Annotated in this window: 16 protein-coding genes; 11 read left to right on the top strand and 5 right to left on the bottom strand. The window is 65.2% G+C overall.

What is annotated here, in order from left to right:
- Positions 1 to 45: 45 nt before the first annotated feature.
- Positions 46 to 1,278, top strand: coding sequence for a PAS domain-containing protein (locus BMI87_RS15565; protein ID WP_232621651.1), 1,233 nt, complete (start codon positions 46 to 48; stop codon positions 1,276 to 1,278).
- Between the two features lie 224 nt (positions 1,279 to 1,502).
- Here BMI87_RS15565 and BMI87_RS15570 read toward each other — a convergent pair whose 3' ends face one another.
- Positions 1,503 to 2,051: a TlpA disulfide reductase family protein gene (locus tag BMI87_RS15570; RefSeq protein ID WP_078522531.1), complete on the bottom strand. Its 549-nt coding sequence runs from the start codon at positions 2,049 to 2,051 to the stop codon at positions 1,503 to 1,505.
- A 27-nt stretch (positions 2,052 to 2,078) separates the two neighbouring features.
- Between BMI87_RS15570 and argH the strand changes: the two genes are divergently transcribed.
- The 4 genes from argH to BMI87_RS15585 all read left to right on the top strand — a co-directional run bounded on the left by argH (position 2,079) and on the right by BMI87_RS15585 (position 7,833).
- Entirely contained in the window at positions 2,079 to 3,485 is a 1,407-nt protein-coding gene (gene argH, locus BMI87_RS15575; protein ID WP_078522532.1) for an argininosuccinate lyase, read from the top strand.
- Positions 3,482 to 3,640 (top strand): hypothetical protein, encoded by a 159-nt coding sequence (locus tag BMI87_RS22580; RefSeq protein WP_168175223.1) that lies wholly within the window; start codon positions 3,482 to 3,484, stop codon positions 3,638 to 3,640. The genes argH and BMI87_RS22580 overlap by 4 nt, the downstream gene beginning before the upstream one ends.
- Before the next feature lie 119 nt (positions 3,641 to 3,759).
- Positions 3,760 to 5,025 (top strand): diaminopimelate decarboxylase, encoded by a 1,266-nt coding sequence (gene lysA / locus BMI87_RS15580; RefSeq protein ID WP_078522533.1) that lies wholly within the window; start codon positions 3,760 to 3,762, stop codon positions 5,023 to 5,025.
- Positions 5,026 to 5,064: 39 nt separating this feature from the next.
- Positions 5,065 to 7,833 carry a DUF4175 domain-containing protein gene (locus BMI87_RS15585; RefSeq protein ID WP_078522534.1) on the top strand — a complete coding sequence of 923 codons (2,769 nt, stop codon included), beginning with the start codon at positions 5,065 to 5,067 and terminating at the stop codon, positions 7,831 to 7,833.
- A 53-nt stretch (positions 7,834 to 7,886) separates the two neighbouring features.
- Here the strand turns inward: BMI87_RS15585 and BMI87_RS22815 are convergent, their stop codons facing one another.
- Positions 7,887 to 9,032, bottom strand: a complete 1,146-nt coding sequence (locus tag BMI87_RS22815) for a zinc-ribbon domain-containing protein (RefSeq protein WP_078522535.1) — start codon at positions 9,030 to 9,032, stop codon at positions 7,887 to 7,889.
- Between the two features lie 138 nt (positions 9,033 to 9,170).
- On the opposite strand from BMI87_RS22815, the gene BMI87_RS15595 reads away from it, so the two are divergent.
- The 3 genes from BMI87_RS15595 to BMI87_RS15605 are packed head-to-tail and all read left to right on the top strand — an operon-like array spanning position 9,171 to position 11,511.
- Positions 9,171 to 9,842 carry a cell division ATP-binding protein FtsE gene (locus tag BMI87_RS15595; protein ID WP_078522536.1) on the top strand — a complete coding sequence of 224 codons (672 nt, stop codon included), beginning with the start codon at positions 9,171 to 9,173 and terminating at the stop codon, positions 9,840 to 9,842.
- 2 nt (positions 9,843 to 9,844) lie between these two features.
- A complete protein-coding gene (locus tag BMI87_RS15600; RefSeq protein ID WP_210402484.1) occupies positions 9,845 to 10,735 on the top strand; it encodes an FtsX-like permease family protein in 891 nt (296 codons plus the stop codon).
- Positions 10,735 to 11,511: a 1-acyl-sn-glycerol-3-phosphate acyltransferase gene (locus tag BMI87_RS15605; RefSeq protein ID WP_078522538.1), complete on the top strand. Its 777-nt coding sequence runs from the start codon at positions 10,735 to 10,737 to the stop codon at positions 11,509 to 11,511. Before BMI87_RS15600 ends, BMI87_RS15605 begins: the two co-directional genes overlap by 1 nt.
- A 116-nt stretch (positions 11,512 to 11,627) precedes the next feature.
- Here the strand turns inward: BMI87_RS15605 and BMI87_RS15610 are convergent, their stop codons facing one another.
- Entirely contained in the window at positions 11,628 to 11,960 is a 333-nt protein-coding gene (locus BMI87_RS15610) for a helix-turn-helix transcriptional regulator (RefSeq protein ID WP_078522539.1), read from the bottom strand.
- A gap of 83 nt (positions 11,961 to 12,043) precedes the next feature.
- Between BMI87_RS15610 and BMI87_RS15615 the strand changes: the two genes are divergently transcribed.
- A complete protein-coding gene (locus BMI87_RS15615) occupies positions 12,044 to 13,264 on the top strand; it encodes an MFS transporter (RefSeq protein WP_078522540.1) in 1,221 nt (406 codons plus the stop codon).
- A 40-nt stretch (positions 13,265 to 13,304) separates the two neighbouring features.
- On the opposite strand, the gene BMI87_RS15620 is transcribed toward BMI87_RS15615, so the two are convergent.
- The gene (locus BMI87_RS15620) at positions 13,305 to 14,264 is read right to left on the bottom strand and encodes an acetyl-CoA carboxylase carboxyltransferase subunit alpha (protein ID WP_078522541.1); all 960 of its coding nucleotides are present in this window, start codon (positions 14,262 to 14,264) and stop codon (positions 13,305 to 13,307) included.
- A gap of 183 nt (positions 14,265 to 14,447) precedes the next feature.
- On the opposite strand from BMI87_RS15620, the gene BMI87_RS15625 reads away from it, so the two are divergent.
- On the top strand, positions 14,448 to 14,915 hold the full coding sequence (locus BMI87_RS15625; protein ID WP_168175224.1) for a GyrI-like domain-containing protein: 468 nt from the start codon (positions 14,448 to 14,450) through the stop codon (positions 14,913 to 14,915).
- Positions 14,916 to 15,113: 198 nt separating this feature from the next.
- Here BMI87_RS15625 and BMI87_RS15630 read toward each other — a convergent pair whose 3' ends face one another.
- Entirely contained in the window at positions 15,114 to 16,070 is a 957-nt protein-coding gene (locus BMI87_RS15630; protein ID WP_078522543.1) for an L-malyl-CoA/beta-methylmalyl-CoA lyase, read from the bottom strand.
- A 289-nt stretch (positions 16,071 to 16,359) separates the two neighbouring features.
- Between BMI87_RS15630 and dgcN the strand changes: the two genes are divergently transcribed.
- Positions 16,360 to 17,361 carry an N-acetyltransferase DgcN gene (gene dgcN / locus BMI87_RS15635; RefSeq protein ID WP_078522638.1) on the top strand — a complete coding sequence of 334 codons (1,002 nt, stop codon included), beginning with the start codon at positions 16,360 to 16,362 and terminating at the stop codon, positions 17,359 to 17,361.
- Positions 17,362 to 17,366 lie beyond the last annotated feature (5 nt).

Consider the following 17,366-nt stretch of genomic DNA (forward strand, 5'->3'; position numbering starts at 1 on the left):
GTGCCTAGGGTGGACCTTGATGCAACAGAATGGGCGATGACGAAAATGGGGCAGCCGGCACTGCGCGGCACCAACGAGGTGCCTTTCGCGCTGGAAGAATTGTTCTACTCGCGCACCGATACGCGCGGGGTGATCCAATCGGGCAACGAGATTTTTCGGCGCACCGCGGGGTTCGAGTGGTCCGAGATGATCGGGGCGCCGCATAAGATCGTGCGTCATCCCGATACGCCGCGAGCGGTGTTCAGGGTGCTTTGGGATGCGCTGAAAAAAGGCTATCCCATGGGCGCCTATGTGAAGAACAAGGCGAAAGGCGGCGGGTGGTATTGGGTCTTCGCGGTCGTCATGCCGATCGAGGGGGGCTACCTCTCGGTCCGGCTGAAACCGACGAGCGAGCTGTCCGATGAAATCCACCAGCTCTACCGTGATCTCTCTGCGCGCGAGCGGGCGGAGTCGCTCGACCCGGAGGAGAGCGCGACGCTGCTGCGTGATTTCGCGGAGCGTGGCGGCTATTCCAGCTACACCGCCTTCATGGCCTATGCGCTGGCGCTTGAGCTTACCGAACGGGATCGCCGCCTCAATCGAAATGCCGATGAGAATACGCGGATGCTGGCCGAATTGAACACCGCGATGGGGCGCCTCACGAAGGAGCAATTCGGACTTCTACGCAGTTTCGAAGCATTGCAATCCGTGCCTAACAACATGCGGATCGTTGCCTCGCGGCTAGAGCCGTCCGGAGGGCCGGTGTCCGCGATCTCGGAAAATTACAAAGCCTCGTCTGCTGTCATCTCGGAGCGGCTGCGCAAATTCGTTGCCGGTCGCGGCAATCTCTGCGGTCAGATGGCCTTTCAGGTCGCGCGCGCCGTGTTCCAACTGGGCTGCGCGCGCGTCCTAAACGAAATGAGCACCAATTTTATGGGCGAAGAGGTGCAGAATGATCAGCCCCGAGAGGAAGAACGCGCATTGCTTCAGTCGCTCGTCACCAAAGGCACCGCCGATGCAAATGCCGCGATGCGTCAAGCGGCCGAACTCGCCGACGATATGATGAACCAAAGCCGAGACATTCGTCGCCAGTTGCTCGGGCTCGACACGATCCGCGTTCTCGGGCGCGTCGAGTGTGGGCGCATGCGGGATGCGAATGGCGGCCTCGCGGCTACGATCGACCAGCTCGACAGTTTCCATGACGATATCAAAGGGCGGCTGGAGGCCATCCTGGCCCTGTCGGAAGAGATCGAACATTGGCTAGGGCGCTATCTGCGCGCAGGGAGAAGCGCGGCGTGAGTCTCGGCGGACCGAAGCGCCAAAGGAAACATTCAGCGTAGAACTGCGAAGAACAAGTTCGCGCGGGCAGAGGCGTGGCTGGCAGTTCAGATGCAGCCCAGACGCCGGACTCTGCAAAATGTTGCGACACGCGGACCGGGTTGCTCGGGATGCGATCGAAAATCGGGCCGCAACGGAAGACCGGTCCGGCGGCAAAGTGCCTGCTGCCGCCACACTACCCTCCCTTACTTCTCGTCGATCAGCGCCTCGATGACCTTCTTCGCGTCGGGCGAATCCCATTCCGCGCCGCCGATCATCCGGCCAACCTCGTGGCCGTTCTTGTCGACCAGCACGGAGACCGGCAGTCCGAGAACGCCCATCGCGCGGGCGGCGAAATTGGCATCGTCGTGGAAGCGGGGCAGGGCGTCGATGCCTTCCTTGTCGAAGAAGGCGGCGACTTTCTCGGGCGAGTTCGAGCCGCCCGTGGCAATCGTCATCACCTGAAATCCATTCTCGCCATAGGCTTTTTGCAGCGCATTCAGCGAGGGCATTTCCTCGCGGCAGGGCGGGCACCACGTCGCCCAGAAATTGATCAGGACCACCTTGCCTTCGAAATCTTTCATCGAATGCTCGTCGCCGCTTTCGTCGGTCACCGTGAAGGGCGGCAGTGGCAGCGGTTCGTCATAGGTGACGAGGGATTCCATCTGCCCCGATTTCACCGCATCTAGATCCGCGGCCTGCGCAACATTTGCACCCAGCGCCAGCGCCGTATAAAGGACGAGAAACCGTAACATATAGCCTCCTAGCAAGGGCCTCAGACCATGACCGATCAGACCGACGAGAACAAGTCCTCCAACGCGATGTGGGGCGGGCGTTTCGCCGCGGGACCTGACGCGATCATGGAGGCGATCAACGCCTCGATCGGGTATGACCAGCGGCTCTACGCGCAGGATATCCGCGGCAGCCGGGCCCACGCCGCGATGCTCGCCGCGCAAGGCATCATTAGTGATAAGGATGCCGAGGCGATCGGAGAAGGTTTGCTCACGGTTTTGTCAGAAATCGAAGCGGGCGGTTTTCCCTTCTCGACCGCGCTCGAGGACATCCACATGAATGTCGAGGCGCGGCTGAAAGAGGTGATCGGCGAACCGGCGGGGCGGCTGCACACGGCGCGGTCGCGCAACGATCAGGTCGCGACCGATTTCCGTCTCTGGGTGCGCGAGCAATGCGACGCCGCGATCACCGGTCTCGACACGCTGATCCGCGCCGCGCTGACCCGGGCCGAGGAGGGTGCCGACTGGGTCATGCCCGGCTTCACCCATCTGCAGACCGCGCAGCCGGTGACCTTCGGCCATCACATGATGGCCTATGTCGAGATGTTCGCACGCGACAAATCCCGCTTTGAGGATGCGCGCAAGCGGATGAACGAATGCCCGCTGGGGGCTGCGGCGCTGGCGGGTACCGGCTTTCCGATCGACCGCCACGCGACGGCCGAGGCGCTGGGCTTCGACCGTCCGATGGCGAACTCGCTCGACGCGGTGTCGGATCGCGATTTCGCGCTGGAATTCCTCTCGGCCGGGTCGATCTGCGCGGTCCACATGTCGCGCCTCGCCGAAGAGCTGGTGATCTGGTCCTCGGCGCAGTTCCGCTTTGTCGCGATGTCGGACAAGTGGTCGACGGGCTCTTCGATCATGCCGCAGAAGCGCAACCCGGACGCGGCAGAGCTGATCCGCGCCAAGATCGGGCGCATCCTCGGGGCCTCGGTCGCGCTGTTCACGGTGATGAAGGGGCTGCCGCTCGCCTATTCGAAGGACATGCAGGAAGACAAGGAGCAGGTCTTCGACGCCGCCGACAACCTGATGCTCGCGCTTGCCGCGATGGCGGGGATGATCGGCGACATGACGGTGAACGCGGACAAGCTGGAGGCCGCGGCCTCGGGCGGGTTCTCGACCGCGACCGATCTGGCCGACTGGCTGGTGCGCGAGGCGGGGCTGCCCTTCCGCGACGCCCACCACGTCACCGGCTCGCTGGTGGCCATGGCCGAGGAAAAAGGCTGCGATCTGCCCGATCTGAGCCTCGAACAGATGCAGTCGATCAATCCGGCGATCACGGAGAGCGTCTTCGACGTGCTCGGGGTTCACAACTCGGTCGCCTCGCGCCAGTCTTACGGCGGAACCGCGCCCGATCAGGTGCGCGCGCAGATCGCTCGCTGGAAGGAACGGCTTGGATGAAATTCGCGGCTCCGTTCATGCTGATCGGTCTGCTTGGCGCCTGTGCCGCCGATCCGGAGCTGCACACGCATGTCGGCATCAACCGTGACGGCATCAAAGTTTATCCCGCCGCGACGGCGCGCGTTGGCATCATGACCCTTTCGGTGACCCCATGACCAAGACCCTGACCCTCGCCCTGACGCTTCTTCTCTCGCTCGCCGCCTGCGGTGTCGACGGTCCGCCCGTCCCGCCGTCCGAGGCGGATGGTAACCAGTCCCAGTAATCGAGACCTCTCATGGATCATTTCCTCTATCGCGACGGCGTCCTTCATGCAGAGGATGTGCCGATCCCCGAGATCGCGGCGGCCGTCGGCACGCCTTTCTACGTCTATTCGACCGCCACGCTGGAGCGCCATTTCAAGCTGTTCGAAGAGGCGCTCAGCTGGACGGATCACCTGATCTGCTTCGCGATCAAGTCGAACTCGAACCTCGCGGTGCTGAAGGTTCTGGGCGATCTGGGCGCGGGGATGGATGTGGTCTCGGGCGGCGAATATCGCCGGGCGCGGGCGGCTGGCGTGCCGGGGGATCGCGTAGTCTTCTCGGGCGTGGGCAAGACCCGCGAGGAGATCGCCTACGTCCTCGAGAACGGTATCCGCCAGTTCAATGTCGAGTCCGAGCCGGAGCTGCTCGCGATCTCGGAAATCGCCGCGTCGATGGGCGTCACCGCGCCGATCGCGCTGCGGGTGAACCCGGATGTCGACGCGAAGACCCATGAGAAAATCGCGACCGGCAAATCCGAGAACAAGTTCGGCATCCCGATCGCCAAGTCCCGCGCGGTCTATGCCGAGGCGGCCCAGCTGCCCGGCATCGAGGTCGTGGGCATCGACGTGCATATCGGCTCGCAGCTGACCGATCTGGAGCCCTTCGAGGCGGCCTTCCTCAAGGTCCGCGAGCTGACCGAGGCGCTGCGCGCAGATGGCCACGATATCCGCCGTCTCGACCTCGGCGGCGGTCTGGGCATTCCCTATGAGCGCTCGAACTCCGCGCCGCCGCTGCCCATCGAATACGGGCAGGTAATCCAGCGCACCGTCGGCGATCTGGGCTGCGAGATCGAGATCGAACCGGGCCGCCTGATTTCGGGCAATGCCGGGCTTCTGGTCACCTCGGTGATCTGGCTGAAAGAGGGCGAGGGGCGCGATTTCCTCATTCTCGACGCGGCGATGAACGACCTCGTGCGGCCCTCGATGTATGGCGCGCATCACGACATCGTCCCGGTGATCGAAGCCGCGCCGGGCACCGAATCCGCGCCTTTCGACATCGTCGGGCCGGTTTGCGAGACCGGCGACACTTTCGCCAAGGCGCGCAATCTGACGCCGCTCGGCCCGGGCGATCTGGTCGCTTTCCGCTCGGCGGGGGCCTACGGCGCGGTCATGTCCTCGGAATACAATTCTCGCCCGCTGATCCCCGAGGTTCTGGTGCGCGGCGGCGAATTCGCTCTCATTCGGGCAAGACCGAGCTTTGAGGAAATGCTCTCCCGCGATACGATCCCGGAGTGGCTCTGATCCGTAGGAAGGGAATCGGGGCCGACGGATAGGGAGAGTATGCCGGTCAGGAACTGGTTCAGCAAAGCTTCGCGCGATACCGCGACGAAGGAGGACGGGCAGGCCGCTCTGGCCCCGCTCGCCCGGCCTATTGCGCTCACCCATGCCGGGATGATCGTCGAGCGGGGGCTGCGCGCGTTCTGGCCGCTTCTTTCGGTTCTTGCGTTGATCGCCACCGCCATCGCCTTCGCGCTGCCTGCCTATCTGGGGCCGGGCGGGCGCTGGTTCTGGCTGGTCGCGCTGATCGCGTCGCTCGTCGCGCTGGCATGGGGCGCATGGCGGATGCGCTGGCCGCGCCGCACGGACGCGATTGCGCGGCTCGATGCGACGCTGCCGGGCCGTCCGCTTTCGGCGCTGACCGACGAGATGGCGCTGGGGCAGGACGATCCCGCCGCCCGCGCGCTTTGGATGGCGCATCTGCGGCGCATGGCCAAGGCCGCGCAAGCCGCCCGCGCGCCGCGTCCGAAACCCGATCTTGCCCGCCGCGATCCTTACGCGCTGCGTCTGACCGCGCTGACGGCCTTGGTCGTCGCGGTGATCTTCGGCGTGCCGCAGCGGCTGTTGCACCCGACCGAAGGACTGCCGACGCCTGCGGGCTCTGCCGAAGCCGCAATGGGCCCAAGCTGGGAGGGCTGGGCCGCGCCGCCGCGCTATACCGGCAAGCCGGGGCTCTATCTGAACAAGGTCGAGGGCGACGAGCTGATCGTGCCTGAAGGCACCCGCTTCTCGATCCGGCTGTATGGCGCGTCCGGCGCGATCGGCTTCTCCGAAAGCGTCTCGAACCCGGCCGCGCTTCCCGAACAGGGCGCGGCGCAAACCGCCAGCGGCATCGAGACCCACGAATTCGAGGCCGTCCGCGACGGGCTTCTGGAGTTCAAAGGCCCCGCCGCGCGCCGCTTCAATGTGGTGGTGCGCCCCGACGAGGCGCCTTCGGTCGCGCTGGCCGGAACGCCGGATCGCCGCGCCGATGGCAAGCTGAGCCTGCCCTTCTCCGCGCAGGACGATTACGCCGTGACCAAGGGCCATGCGGTGATCTCGCTGGATCTGGCGAAGGTCGATCGCCGTTACGGTCTGCAAATTCCGCCCGAGCCGCGCGACGATCTGATCTATGATCTGCCGCTGCCGATTTCCGGCTCGCGGGCCGATTTCACCGAGAGCCTCGTCGAGGATGCCGCGAAGCATCCTTGGGCGAACCTGCCGGTGAAACTGACGCTCGATGTCGAGGACGGGCGCGGCCAGACCGGCTCTTCCGGTACGCAGGAGATCATCCTGCCCGGCAAGCGCTTCTTCGACCCGCTCGCCTCCGCCCTGATCGAAGTGCGCCGCGATCTGCTGTGGTCGCGCGACAATCGCGGCTATGCCGATCAGCTGCTGCGCGCGATCTCGAACCGGCACGAGGGCTTCATCAAGCGCGAGGAGGTGTATCTGATGATCCGCCTCGTGGTCGGGCGGCTCGACGATCCCGACCTGTCGCCCGAGGCCCGCGACGAGATCGCCGAGGCGCTGTGGAAGATGGCGGAGCTGGTCGAGGATGGCGGGCTCGCCGATGCTTTGGCCGCGATGCAGAAGGCGCAGGAAAAGCTCTCCGAGGCAATTCGCAACGGGGCGTCCAAGGATGAGATCGCCAAGCTCATGCAGGAGCTGAAAGAGGCGACCGACAATTACATCCGCATGCTTGCCGAGCGCTCGCAGCAGCAGGAACAAGGCCCGCAATTCGGTCAGCAGCCGCAGCAGGGTCAACAGATCACCGGCGACCAGATCCAGCAGATGATGGACCAGATCCAGAAGCTGATGGAGGAGGGCCGGATGGCCGAGGCGCAGGAGTTGCTCGACCAGCTCGCGCGGATGATGGAGAACCTCAAGGTCCAGCAGGGCCAGAACGGTCAGGGCGACATGCCCGGCGGTCAGGCGATGCGCGACATGCAGGATACGCTGCGCAAGCAGCAGGAGCTGTCCGACGATGCGTTCCGCGATCTGCAGGACCAGTTCATGACCCCGGAGGAGCGCCAGCAGCAGGCCGAGAACGGTCAGCAGGGCCAGCAAGGGCAACAGGGTCAGCAGCAAGGCCAGCAGGGTCAACAAGGCCAGCAGGGCGAGCAAGGCCAACAAGGTCAGGGCCAGCAGCCCGGCGACCAGCCCGGTCAGGGTCAAGGCCAGGACGGGCAGGCGCAGCGCGACGGTCAGGGGCAGGGCGATCAGCCCGGCCTGAATGGCGGGCAGGGCGGTGTCGATGGTCAAAGCCTCGCGGATCGCCAGCGCGCACTGCGCCGCGAACTCGACCGCCAGCGCGGGCTGCTGCCGGGCTTCGGCAACGAGGCGGGCCAGCAGGCCGAGAAGCGTTTCGACGATGCTGGGCGCGCAATGGATCAGGCCGAGGAGGCGCTGCGCGAGGGCGACAATTCGGCGGCGATCGACCGTCAGGCCGACGCGATCGAGGCGCTGCGCGAAGGGATGCGCGCGCTTGGCGAGGCGATGCGCAACGAACAGGCGCGCCGTGACGGTCAGCAGCCCGGCCAGCAGGGCAATCAGCAGGCGGGTCAGCCCGGACAGCAGGGTGGGCGCGAGATGCCGCGCGATCCGCTGGGTCGGGCGCAGGGCGAGGGCAACCAGCTCGGCACCGACCGTCAGATGCTCAACGGCGAAGATGTCTATCGCCGGGCGCAGGACCTGCTCGATGAAATCCGCCGTCGCTCGGCCGATCGTCTGCGCCCCGAGGAAGAGCTGGACTACCTCAAGCGGCTGCTCGACCAGTTCTCGAACGCGGGCTGACGCCGCGCGCGCATAAGTTCAACTTATGCGCGGCGGCAGATTATTAGGAAAACTTATTCGGTGAAGCCGTCCGAGGTCGCCTCGGGCGAGAGGCGATGGGTCAGGATCTGCAACTGGTCGTCGAGCCAGATGCGCCCCTCGTCCACCGCCACGACATATTGCGTCAGCGGCGATTTGAGCGCCGGGACCTTCGCGGCGATGTCCGGCGCGAAAGCATAGAGCAGCGCCAAGATCGCGGTGAGCGCCATCACGAAGATGAAGCCGCGGCTGAAGCCAGAGCGGCGGCGGCGCGCCATTTCCGGCGAGAATTCGGCCACGCTGTCGCCCTCGCGATCCGAGGTCGCGGTGAGGGTCGAATTGATTTCATCGATGTCGGGCAGCCGTTCGCGTCCGCGGATCGCGCGCATGTCTTCGTCGTCCTCGCCGAGCAGGTCGGCCACGCGATCCTCTTCGGACTCGTTGAGATCGGAGAAGTCCTGCGCGCTTTTGCGGCGGCGCGCCAGATCGGCGGCGGCGGCCTCGGCGGCGCGTTCCGCATCTTCGCTGGTCTCGCGCTCTTCGAGGTTCAATTCGTCTTGCGTCTCAAGCTCGCTCGAGCCTTCGGCGCGGCGCTGCGCGGCTTCGCGCTCGGCCTCTTCGCGCAGGATCGACAGCAGCCCGTCATCGAGCGGTTTGCGCGGGGTCGCGCCGACACGCGGGGCAGGGCCGAGGCCCGGCTCTTCCTCGTCGTCGTCCTGATCCTCGGGCTCCGGCGTCGAGACCATCGCCGCAATGGCGGCATCCGTATCGTCCGTGCTTTGCGTCGTCACGACTGGCTCGGGCTCGGGCAGGGGCGTTGCGGCCTCGGGCTCTGGTTGTTGCTCGGGTTCGGGAAGCGGCTCGGGCTCGAAAACTTGTTCGGGCTCGGAGGATTGCTCGGATTCGGAAACGGGCTCAGATTCGGTGGGCGTCTCCGCCGTCACCTCAGCCTCAGTTTCCTCGGGTGCAACCTCTGCCTCGGCCTCAGTCTCGGCGTCGAGATCCCAACCTTCGGGCGGGGGCGCTGCGGTTGTGGTGTCGGGTTCGGCGGAGAACATATCCTTGCTCGGCTGGAACCAGCCGTGCCCGCAATTGGAGCATTGCACATCCCGTCCGCCATCTGGGATGACAGCGTCATCCACTTCGTATTGCGCACCGCAATTGGGGCAAACCAACCGCATATTGTCCCATCCCTGCCCGTGTTGGCGTTTTGCCGTTCTGGCCAACCACTTTCTTATGTTGTAGCAAGCGCGGGCGGAATGTCCAAATGATTTGGGCCACTTAATTCGCGAAACGCGCACCAAATAAAGGGGCTGGCAGTGATCGAGCTGCAAAATGTGGCGATGAGCTATAGCGGGGCGGAGCTCCTTAGCGATATGTCCCTGACGCTTGCCCCTGGGTCATTCCATTTTCTGACCGGACCGTCGGGGGCCGGGAAGACCACATTTCTCAAATTATGCTACGCGGAATTGCTGCCGACGGCGGGGCGTTTGTCCTTGTTCGGCAAGGATGTGCGCGAGATGAACCGGGACGAAATCGCGGGGCTGCGCCAGCGCATCGGCGTCGTGCATCAGGACTGCCAGTTCCTCGATCACCTCTCGGTGGAGGAGAACGTGGCGCTGCCGATGACGGTCAATCGCCGCACGCCCGACATGACCCAGCTGCGCGAATTGCTGGCCTGGGTCGGGCTGAAACGGCAGGCGAATGCGCTGCCGCCGCAACTGTCGGGCGGGGAGCGGCAACGCGTCGCTCTGGCCCGCGCGGTCATCATGTCGCCCGATGTTATCCTTGCCGACGAGCCGACCGGGAACCTCGATTGGGAGATGTCGCTTCGGCTGCTGTCGCTGTTGGTCGAGCTGAACAAGATGGGCAAGACGGTGGTGATCGCGACCCACGATCTGAACCTGATCCGGCAGGCGAAGCCGCAGGTCTCGGCGCGGGTTCTGCGCATCGCGAAGCGCCATCTGCATACGGCGGGGGCCGATCTGTGAAGCTGACCTTGCTGACATTCGCCTCCGAGACCACCGGGCCGGATCGGGTCGTGCCGCCGACCGGGTTCACCGCGCGGCTGACGCTGTTCACCGCTGCCGCGATGGCTTTCCTTGCGGTCTTTGCGCTGGCGCTGTCGCTGGCGACCGGGCGGCTTGCGGATCGCTGGGCGGACAGCCTCGCGCGCTCGGCCACGATCCGCATCTCCGCCCCGCCCGAGCAGATGGATGCGCAGGTCGCCGCCGTGCAGGAGGTGCTGAAGACGACGCCGGGTGTCGCCTCGTCGCGGGTGATGGGCGATGACGAGATGAAGGGGCTGCTGAAGCCGTGGTTCGGTCCCGATCTGCCCGTCGATGCACTGCCGCTGCCGAAGCTGATCGCGGTGACCGAGACCGGCGCGGGTGTCGACGCCGAGGGGCTGCGGCTGCGGCTGCAGGCCGAAGCGCCCGGCGCGATCTTTGACGATCATACCCGCTGGCGGCGTCCGCTGGTGGCGGCGGCGGAGCGTATCCGCACGCTGGGCTTGCTGTCGCTACTGCTGATCTTCGGCGCGATGGCGGGGATGATCACGCTGGCCGCACAAGCTGCGCTGGCCGCCAACGGTCAGGTGATCGCGACGCTGCGGCTGGTGGGCGCGAAAGACGCCTTCATCGGGCGGGCCTTCGTGCGTCGCTTCACCACGCGCGGGCTGATCGGTGCGGTGGCGGGCACGGTGCTGGGGATGCTCGCGGTGGCATTGCTGCCTTCGACCGAGGCTGCAGGCGGCTTCCTCACCGGCTTGGGCTTTTCCGGGGCCGCATGGCTCTGGCCATTGATCATTCCGCCGATCGCCGCGATCGTGGCTTTTGCCGCCACCCGCTTCGCCGCGCTGCGTATGCTCAGGAGACTTCGCTGATGTCCGACCCTTCGCGCCGCCCCGGAAAAGTCACGCCGCTGACCCATGTGATGACCGGGATTTACTACGTTCACATCGCGCTCGCGACGGTGCTGATCGGGGCCTGGGGCCTTGTGTTTCAGGTGCTGCCCAAGGGGCGGGCCGGTGTGCATCGCACCGCCGGTATCTGGACGCAGCATCTGCTGGATATGGCGCGGGTCTATCTGGGGCTGCGCTATGAGCTGCGCGGCACGCCGCCCGAGGGCGACTGTATCGTCGCGGCCAAGCATCAGAGCTTTTTCGACATTCTGATCCTCGCCAATCACCTGCCGCGCCGGGCCTTCGTGATGAAAAAGGCCCTGTTGAACGTGCCGGTCATGGGCTGGTTCGCGCATAAGGCGGGCTGCATTCCGATCGACCGCTCCAAGGGGTCGGAGGCGATGAAGGTGATGCTGGGCGCGGTCGAAGAGGCGCGCGCGACGCATGGGTTGGGTCAGCTGATCATCTATCCCGAGGGCACGCGCGTGCCGCCGGGCGAGAGGCGCCGCTACAAGCAGGGCGTGGGCGTGGTGGCGGAGGCCACGAAGCTGCCGGTGGTGCCCGCCGCGACCAATGCGGGCCTGTTCTGGAGCAAGCGCGGCTGGCCGATCCGGTCGGGCGTGGCGGTGACCGAGTTCCTGCCGGCGATCGAGGCGGCGGGCTCTGCGCCGCAGACGCTGGCGGCGGTCGAGGCGGTGGTCGAGCCGCGCTCGGATGCGCTGATGCTGGAGGCCGGGTTCGAGCTGCCGAAGCCCTGAGCGGGTGGCGGCGGAGGGATCCTCCGGCGGGGATATTTTTGCCAAGGCGAAGGGGTGCGGCGGCGAAGGGGTGCGGCTGCGCTGATGGATGCGGGCGCGGGAACACGTTGGCGTGATCAGCTCTCTCGCAGATCGGCGTCGAGGATTGGGTCGATCAGGCCGGGGAAGCGCGCCTCAATGTCGTCCCGGCGCAAGGTGAGCAGGCGGCCACGACCGTTCGGGTTTGGCTCGTTCCGGATTACGCCGGATTCTCGCAAAACCTTGAGAATATGGGATTTCGTCGACTTCGGGACATCCGCCGCCACGGCGCTGCAGGCCGCCGCTTCGAGCGGTCCCTCGCGCAGGTTGCGGGCGATTTCGCGCCGCGCCGGGTCGCTGAGCGCGAAGAGCACTTGCGACAGTGACAGCGAGTCAGCGGGGGGATGAGGGAGTTCGGGGGGCGTGCTCATGGTTCGATAATACTTGAACCATGCGTTCTGTCGAGTATGTGGAGGTTCGACAATTTTCGAACCAATCGCATCAGGAGACAGCGATGACCGACGACACGGATTTTGGCCCGCGCGCCGCATCTCCAAATCCGCCCGCGCGGAGCCCGGCAGGCTTCGTGCTGGCAATCACGGGGCTCGTTCTGATGTTGGCGGGCGCGAGCGCGCCGTCGCCCTTTTACCCGGTCCTGCAGGCGCGGATCGGCTTTTCCTCGGCGATGATGACGGGGATTTTCGCGATCTATGCCGGGGCGCTTCTGGTGACCCTGCTGGTCTTCGGGCGGCTCTCCGACCATCTCGGGCGGCGACCGGTTCTGTCGGTGGGCTTCGTGCTGTTGGCGCTTGGAATGCTCGAATTCCTCTGGGCGGATACGGCGATGGCGCTGCTGCTGGCGCGGGTGCTGCAGGGGCTGGCGAGCGGCTTGCTGATCTCGACCCTGAGCGCGAGTTCGACCGATCATGAGCCGTCTACGCGGCCCGGTCTCGCGGCGGTCTGGAACGCGGTCGCGCCCTTGGCGGGGCTGGCGGCCGGGGCGCTCGCGGGCGGGGCGTTGCTGGCCTATGCGCCCGCGCCGCGTCTGGTGACCTTCCTCGGGCTCGCGCTGGTCTATGGCGTGCTGGCGGTGCTGGTCTGGCTGCCGCCGGAGACCGCGCCGCGCCACGCGGGGACGCTGGCCTCGCTGCGCCCGCAGGTCTCTGTGCCGCCCCATATCCGTGCGGCCTTCCGGCGCGGTGCGCCCGCGGTGCTGGCAGGGTGGGGGACCGGCTCGCTGTTCCTGTCGCTGGGCGCGCCGATCGTGGCGCAGGTCTTCGAGGTTCACACCGCGCTGGCGCAGGGGGCGATCGTCGCGCTCTTGTCGGGGACCGGAGCGGCCTCGTGCTATGCGACGCGCAATCTGGCCCCGCGCCGTATCGCGCTTCTGGGGACGGACGGGCTGGTGCTGGGCACGGTGCTGTCGCTCGCGGCGCTCACGACGGGGAGTTTCGCGCTCTATCTTGCGAGCGTCTTCATCGCGGGGATCGGCTTCGGCACCTGCTTTGCGGGGGTGTTGCGCTCGCTCGCGCCGCTGGCCGCACCGGATGAGCGTGGCGGGCTGTTCGCGGCGCTGTTCACTCTGGCTTACTCGGCCTTCGGGGTGCCCGCGGTGCTGGCAGGTCTGGCGGTGCCGGAGCTGGGGCTGCGGCTGACGACCGAGATCTACGGCACGGTCATCATTGCGCTTGCACTGGGGGCGGGGTTGATGCGCAGGCAGGCGGAGCCGGCGTGAGGCCGGGACCGGTTATCGCGTTTCGGGAAGGAGCTTCGGTTTAGGCCGAAAGCCCCTTCGTGCCCATGTCGAGGAACTTTTTGCGGCGTGCCTTGATCAGATCGGCGGGCTTCTTGCCCTCCAGCTCGGCCAGCATCAGCGAGATTTCCGAGCCGACCGAAGCGATGGTCGCCGTGGCGTCGCGCTGTGCGCCGCCCATAGGTTCGGAGATGATGCGGTCGATCACGCCGAGCTTCTTGAGATCCTGCGCGGTCAGGCGTAGCGCCTCGGCGGCTTCGCGCATCTTCTCGGCATCCTTCCACAGGATGGAGGCGCAGCCTTCGGGCGAGATCACCGAATAGACGGAATGTTCCAGCATCGCGACGCGGTCGCCGGTCGCGAAGGCCACGGCGCCGCCGGAGCCGCCTTCGCCGATGATGACCGAGATCAGCGGCACGCCGATCTGCAGGCATTTCTCGGTCGAGCGGGCGATGGCTTCGGACTGGCCGCGCTCTTCCGCGCCCTTGCCGGGATAGGCGCCGGGGGTGTCGATCAGGGCGACGACGGGCAGGCCGAAGCGGGCGGCCATGTCCATGAGACGGATCGCCTTGCGGTAGCCCTCGGGGCGGGCCATGCCGAAGTTGCGTTCGATGCGGCTTGCGGTGTCGTTGCCCTTCTCATGGCCGATCACCATCACCGGCTTGTCGCCGAGACGAGCGAGGCCGCCCATCACCGCGTGATCGTCGGCGAAGTTGCGATCGCCCGCGAGCGGCGTGTACTCGGTGAAGAGCTGGTCGATATAGTCCTTGCAGTGGGGACGGTCGGGATGGCGCGCGACCTGACATTTGCGCCAGGGCGACAGGTCTTTGTAGAGGTCGCGCAGCATCGCCTCGGCCTTCTTGTCGAGGGCTGACGCTTCCTTGTCGACATCCATCTCTTCGTTTTGCCGGGCCAGCGCGCGCAGCTCTTCGGCTTTGCCTTCGATCTCTGCCAGCGGCTTTTCGAATTCGAGATAGGTCATGGATCACTCCGCATCCGGAAACTCGCGCCCTTAATGTCTTCAACGCTCGGGAATTGCAACTGGGTGGCGCATGGCGGGCGCGTCCCGATTGCACGAGCGGCGGCGCCTTGCCTCATAGGCGCGGCGAATGGGAGGTGATAGACTGACCGAGGAAACGCGCGCTTTAACCGGATGAGGGTTAATTTGGCGTATGAAGTCGAGATCAAAGAGATGCCAGCGGTGCGGCTTGCCGGGCTGGCACATAAAGGGCCTTACCCGTCGGTCGGCCCGGTCTTTCAGAAACTTGTCTCGCTGATCCCGGAGCCGTCCTGGGCGGAAGTCGAGCACGCGGCGATGATCGGGCACGACAATCCGCGCAAAGTGCCGGCGGAGGAGCTGCGCTCGCATGCGTGTTTCGCGGTGGGCGAGGGGTTCGTGATCTTCCCGCCGCTTGCGGAGATTCGCTATCCGGCCGGGAAATATGCGGTGGTGACGGTGAAGGGGCCCTATGAGCAACTGCCCGAAGCCTATCGCTGGCTGGACGAGGATTGGTATCCGACGTCGGGCACGGAGCACCGCGATCTGGTGGCCTATGAGGTCTATCTCAACGATCCGATGAACACGAAGCCGGAAGATTTGCTGACGGAGATCCGCTTGCCGCTGCAGGGCTGAGGCGCTGCGATTTGCGGAGCTGTCATCGGGCCGTCGCACAGCGCGGCTGGATGGCGTTTGCGTGGGATTCCCCGGCGCTAGAAAAACGGAAACGCCCCGGCCGTAAGCCAGGGCGCTCCTTTTCCCTCATGCGGCCGGGCCTCCCCTCCCAACCGCTCCGGGATTCGATAACTATATCGCGATTCGTTCGCGCGCGGCTTAATCTTTAATCATTTCGGCTTGTCTTACAATCACTTCAGCTTGTTTGATTGACGCAATGTCGACGAGACGGCCTTTGTAGACGGTCGCACCTTCGCCACGAGCCTTGGCCTCTTCCATCGCCGCAAGAATTTCACGGGCCTCGGTCACTGCCTCATCAGACGGCGTAAAGACCTCATTTGCAAGAGAAATTTGCTTGGGGTGAATGGCCCATTTGCCCACCATGCCGAGCGTCGCCGAGCGTAGGGCCTGCGCGCGGAAGCCATCATCGTCGGAGAAATCGCCGAACGGGCCATCGACTGGCAAAATGCCGTGAGTGCGGCAGGCGGCGACGATCGCGGCCTGCGCCCAGTGCCACGGGTCGGACCAATGCTTCTCGCCGTTGCGGAGCATGTAGTAGTTTTCCTGCGTCCCGCCGATGCCGGTGGTCTGCATGCCCATCGAGGCGGCGAAGTCGGCGGCACCAAGGCTCATCGCCTGCAGGCGCGGAGAAGATGCAGCGATTTCCTCGACATGCGCGAGACCGGCAGCGCTTTCGATGATGACTTCGAGCGAGATTTTCTTGCTGCGACCTTTCGCGGTTTCGATCGCCGTGACGAGCGCGTCCACGGCATAGACATCCGCCGCGCAACCGACTTTCGGGATCATGATCTGGTCGATGCGCTCGGAGCCTTCTTCGAGCAGTTCGACCACGTCGCGATACCAATAGGGCGTGTCGAGGCCGTTGATGCGGACCGAGAGGTATTTATTGCCCCAGTCGATCTCGTGGCTGGCCTGAATGATGTTGCGCCGCGCCTGCGCCTTGTCGTTGGGCGCGACCGAATCTTCGAGGTCGAGATTGATCACATCGGCGGCGGAGGCGGCCATTTTCGGGAAGAGCTTGGTGTTCGAGCCGGGGCCGAAAAGCTGGCAGCGGTTCGGACGGGCAGGGGGCGTGGGTTGAACGCGGAAGCTCATGAAGCAGCCTTTCGCAAGGAAGTTACGTTTTGGGTTGCGGATTGGGTATATTGTTGCGCGGCCTCTTGCAAGGCGATTTTGCAGGCGCAGAATCAGGGCCGCGCTGCAGCATTGCTGGCATCCGAAAATCCGGGTTATGCACGAAATTGCGGCGAGTTGGCGCTTTTGCCGAAGGATCTTCCGTTTTGCCGGAAATGTTGCACGGAAATCCCCAAGAAATTTTTGCGCCGCGCCCTAATATCATCAACAAACAAGACAAAACACAGACCACAGGGAGACCCGCATGTCGCTGATCGACACCCCTTATCTACTGTTCCTGGGCGATGCCCCCGATCCCTTGTCCGCGAAAGTCGCGCAGGGGATCAAAGACTGGCGGCCGGAATATGCCGTCGGCCAGTACCGGATGGAGGGATGCCAAGCCGACATGGGCATCCCCGATCTCGATATCAAAGAAGCCATCGCACAAGGCTGCAAGACGCTGGTGATCGGCGTCGCAAACCGTGGCGGCCTGATCTCGCAGGGCTGGAAGAAAGTGCTGATCGAAGCGCTGGAAGAAGGTCTCGACCTCGCGTCGGGCCTGCACAACCTGCTGCGCGACGAGCCCGATCTGGTCGCGGTCGCAAAGGCCTGCGGGCGTCAGCTGCATGACGTGCGCATCCCGGCGGTGAAATATCCGATCGCGAATGGCGAGAAGCGCACCGGCAAGCGCTGCCTTGCCGTGGGCACCGATTGCTCGGCGGGCAAGATGTATACTGCGCTTTGCATGGAGCGCGAAATGCGCGAGCGCGGCATGAAGGCCACGTTCCGCGCGACCGGCCAGACCGGCATCCTGATCACCGGCGACGGCGTGCCGCTCGATGCGGTGATCGCGGACTTCATGGCCGGCTCGATCGAATACCTCACGCCCGATAACGATCACGACCATTGGGACCTGATCGAGGGGCAGGGCAGCCTGTTCCACGTTTCCTATTCGGGTGTGACAATGGCGCTGATCCATGGCGGTCAGCCAGACGCGCTGATCCTCGCCCATGAGCCGACGCGCACCCATATGCGCGGGCTGCCGGGCTACAAGCTGCCCTCGCTGCAAGAGCTGAGCGACATGGCGCTTGCGCTGGCGAAAGTCGCTAATCCCGCCTGTCAGGTGGTCGGCATCTCGGTGAATACCCAGAAGATGGGTGAGGACGAGGCGAAGGCCTATCTCGCGAAGGTCGAGGAAGAAATGGGCCTGCCCACGACCGATCCGTTCCGCTTCGGTGCTGGCAAGCTGGTGGACGCGCTCGCCGCGATCTGATTGTC

The organism is Thioclava sp. F28-4 (genome assembly GCF_002020045.1).
GTDB classification, from domain to species: Bacteria; Pseudomonadota; Alphaproteobacteria; order Rhodobacterales; family Rhodobacteraceae; genus Thioclava; species Thioclava sediminum.

Bases quoted from the DNA above. Each gene is read 5' to 3' on its own strand.
- BMI87_RS15565 (WP_232621651.1), top strand. From the start codon at position 46: ATGGGGCAGCCGGCACTGCGCGGCACCAACGAGGTGCCTTTCGCGCTG.
- argH (WP_078522532.1), top strand. From the start codon at position 2,079: ATGACCGATCAGACCGACGAGAACAAGTCCTCCAACGCGATGTGGGGC.
- BMI87_RS15615 (WP_078522540.1), top strand. From the start codon at position 12,044: ATGACCGACGACACGGATTTTGGCCCGCGCGCCGCATCTCCAAATCCG.
- BMI87_RS15570 (WP_078522531.1), bottom strand. From the start codon at position 2,051: ATGTTACGGTTTCTCGTCCTTTATACGGCGCTGGCGCTGGGTGCAAAT.
- lysA (WP_078522533.1), top strand. From the start codon at position 3,760: ATGGATCATTTCCTCTATCGCGACGGCGTCCTTCATGCAGAGGATGTG.
- BMI87_RS22815 (WP_078522535.1), bottom strand. From the start codon at position 9,032: ATGCGGTTGGTTTGCCCCAATTGCGGTGCGCAATACGAAGTGGATGAC.
- BMI87_RS22580 (WP_168175223.1), top strand. From the start codon at position 3,482: ATGAAATTCGCGGCTCCGTTCATGCTGATCGGTCTGCTTGGCGCCTGT.
- BMI87_RS15585 (WP_078522534.1), top strand. From the start codon at position 5,065: ATGCCGGTCAGGAACTGGTTCAGCAAAGCTTCGCGCGATACCGCGACG.
- BMI87_RS15630 (WP_078522543.1), bottom strand. From the start codon at position 16,070: ATGAGCTTCCGCGTTCAACCCACGCCCCCTGCCCGTCCGAACCGCTGC.
- BMI87_RS15605 (WP_078522538.1), top strand. From the start codon at position 10,735: ATGTCCGACCCTTCGCGCCGCCCCGGAAAAGTCACGCCGCTGACCCAT.
- BMI87_RS15620 (WP_078522541.1), bottom strand. From the start codon at position 14,264: ATGACCTATCTCGAATTCGAAAAGCCGCTGGCAGAGATCGAAGGCAAA.
- BMI87_RS15610 (WP_078522539.1), bottom strand. From the start codon at position 11,960: ATGAGCACGCCCCCCGAACTCCCTCATCCCCCCGCTGACTCGCTGTCA.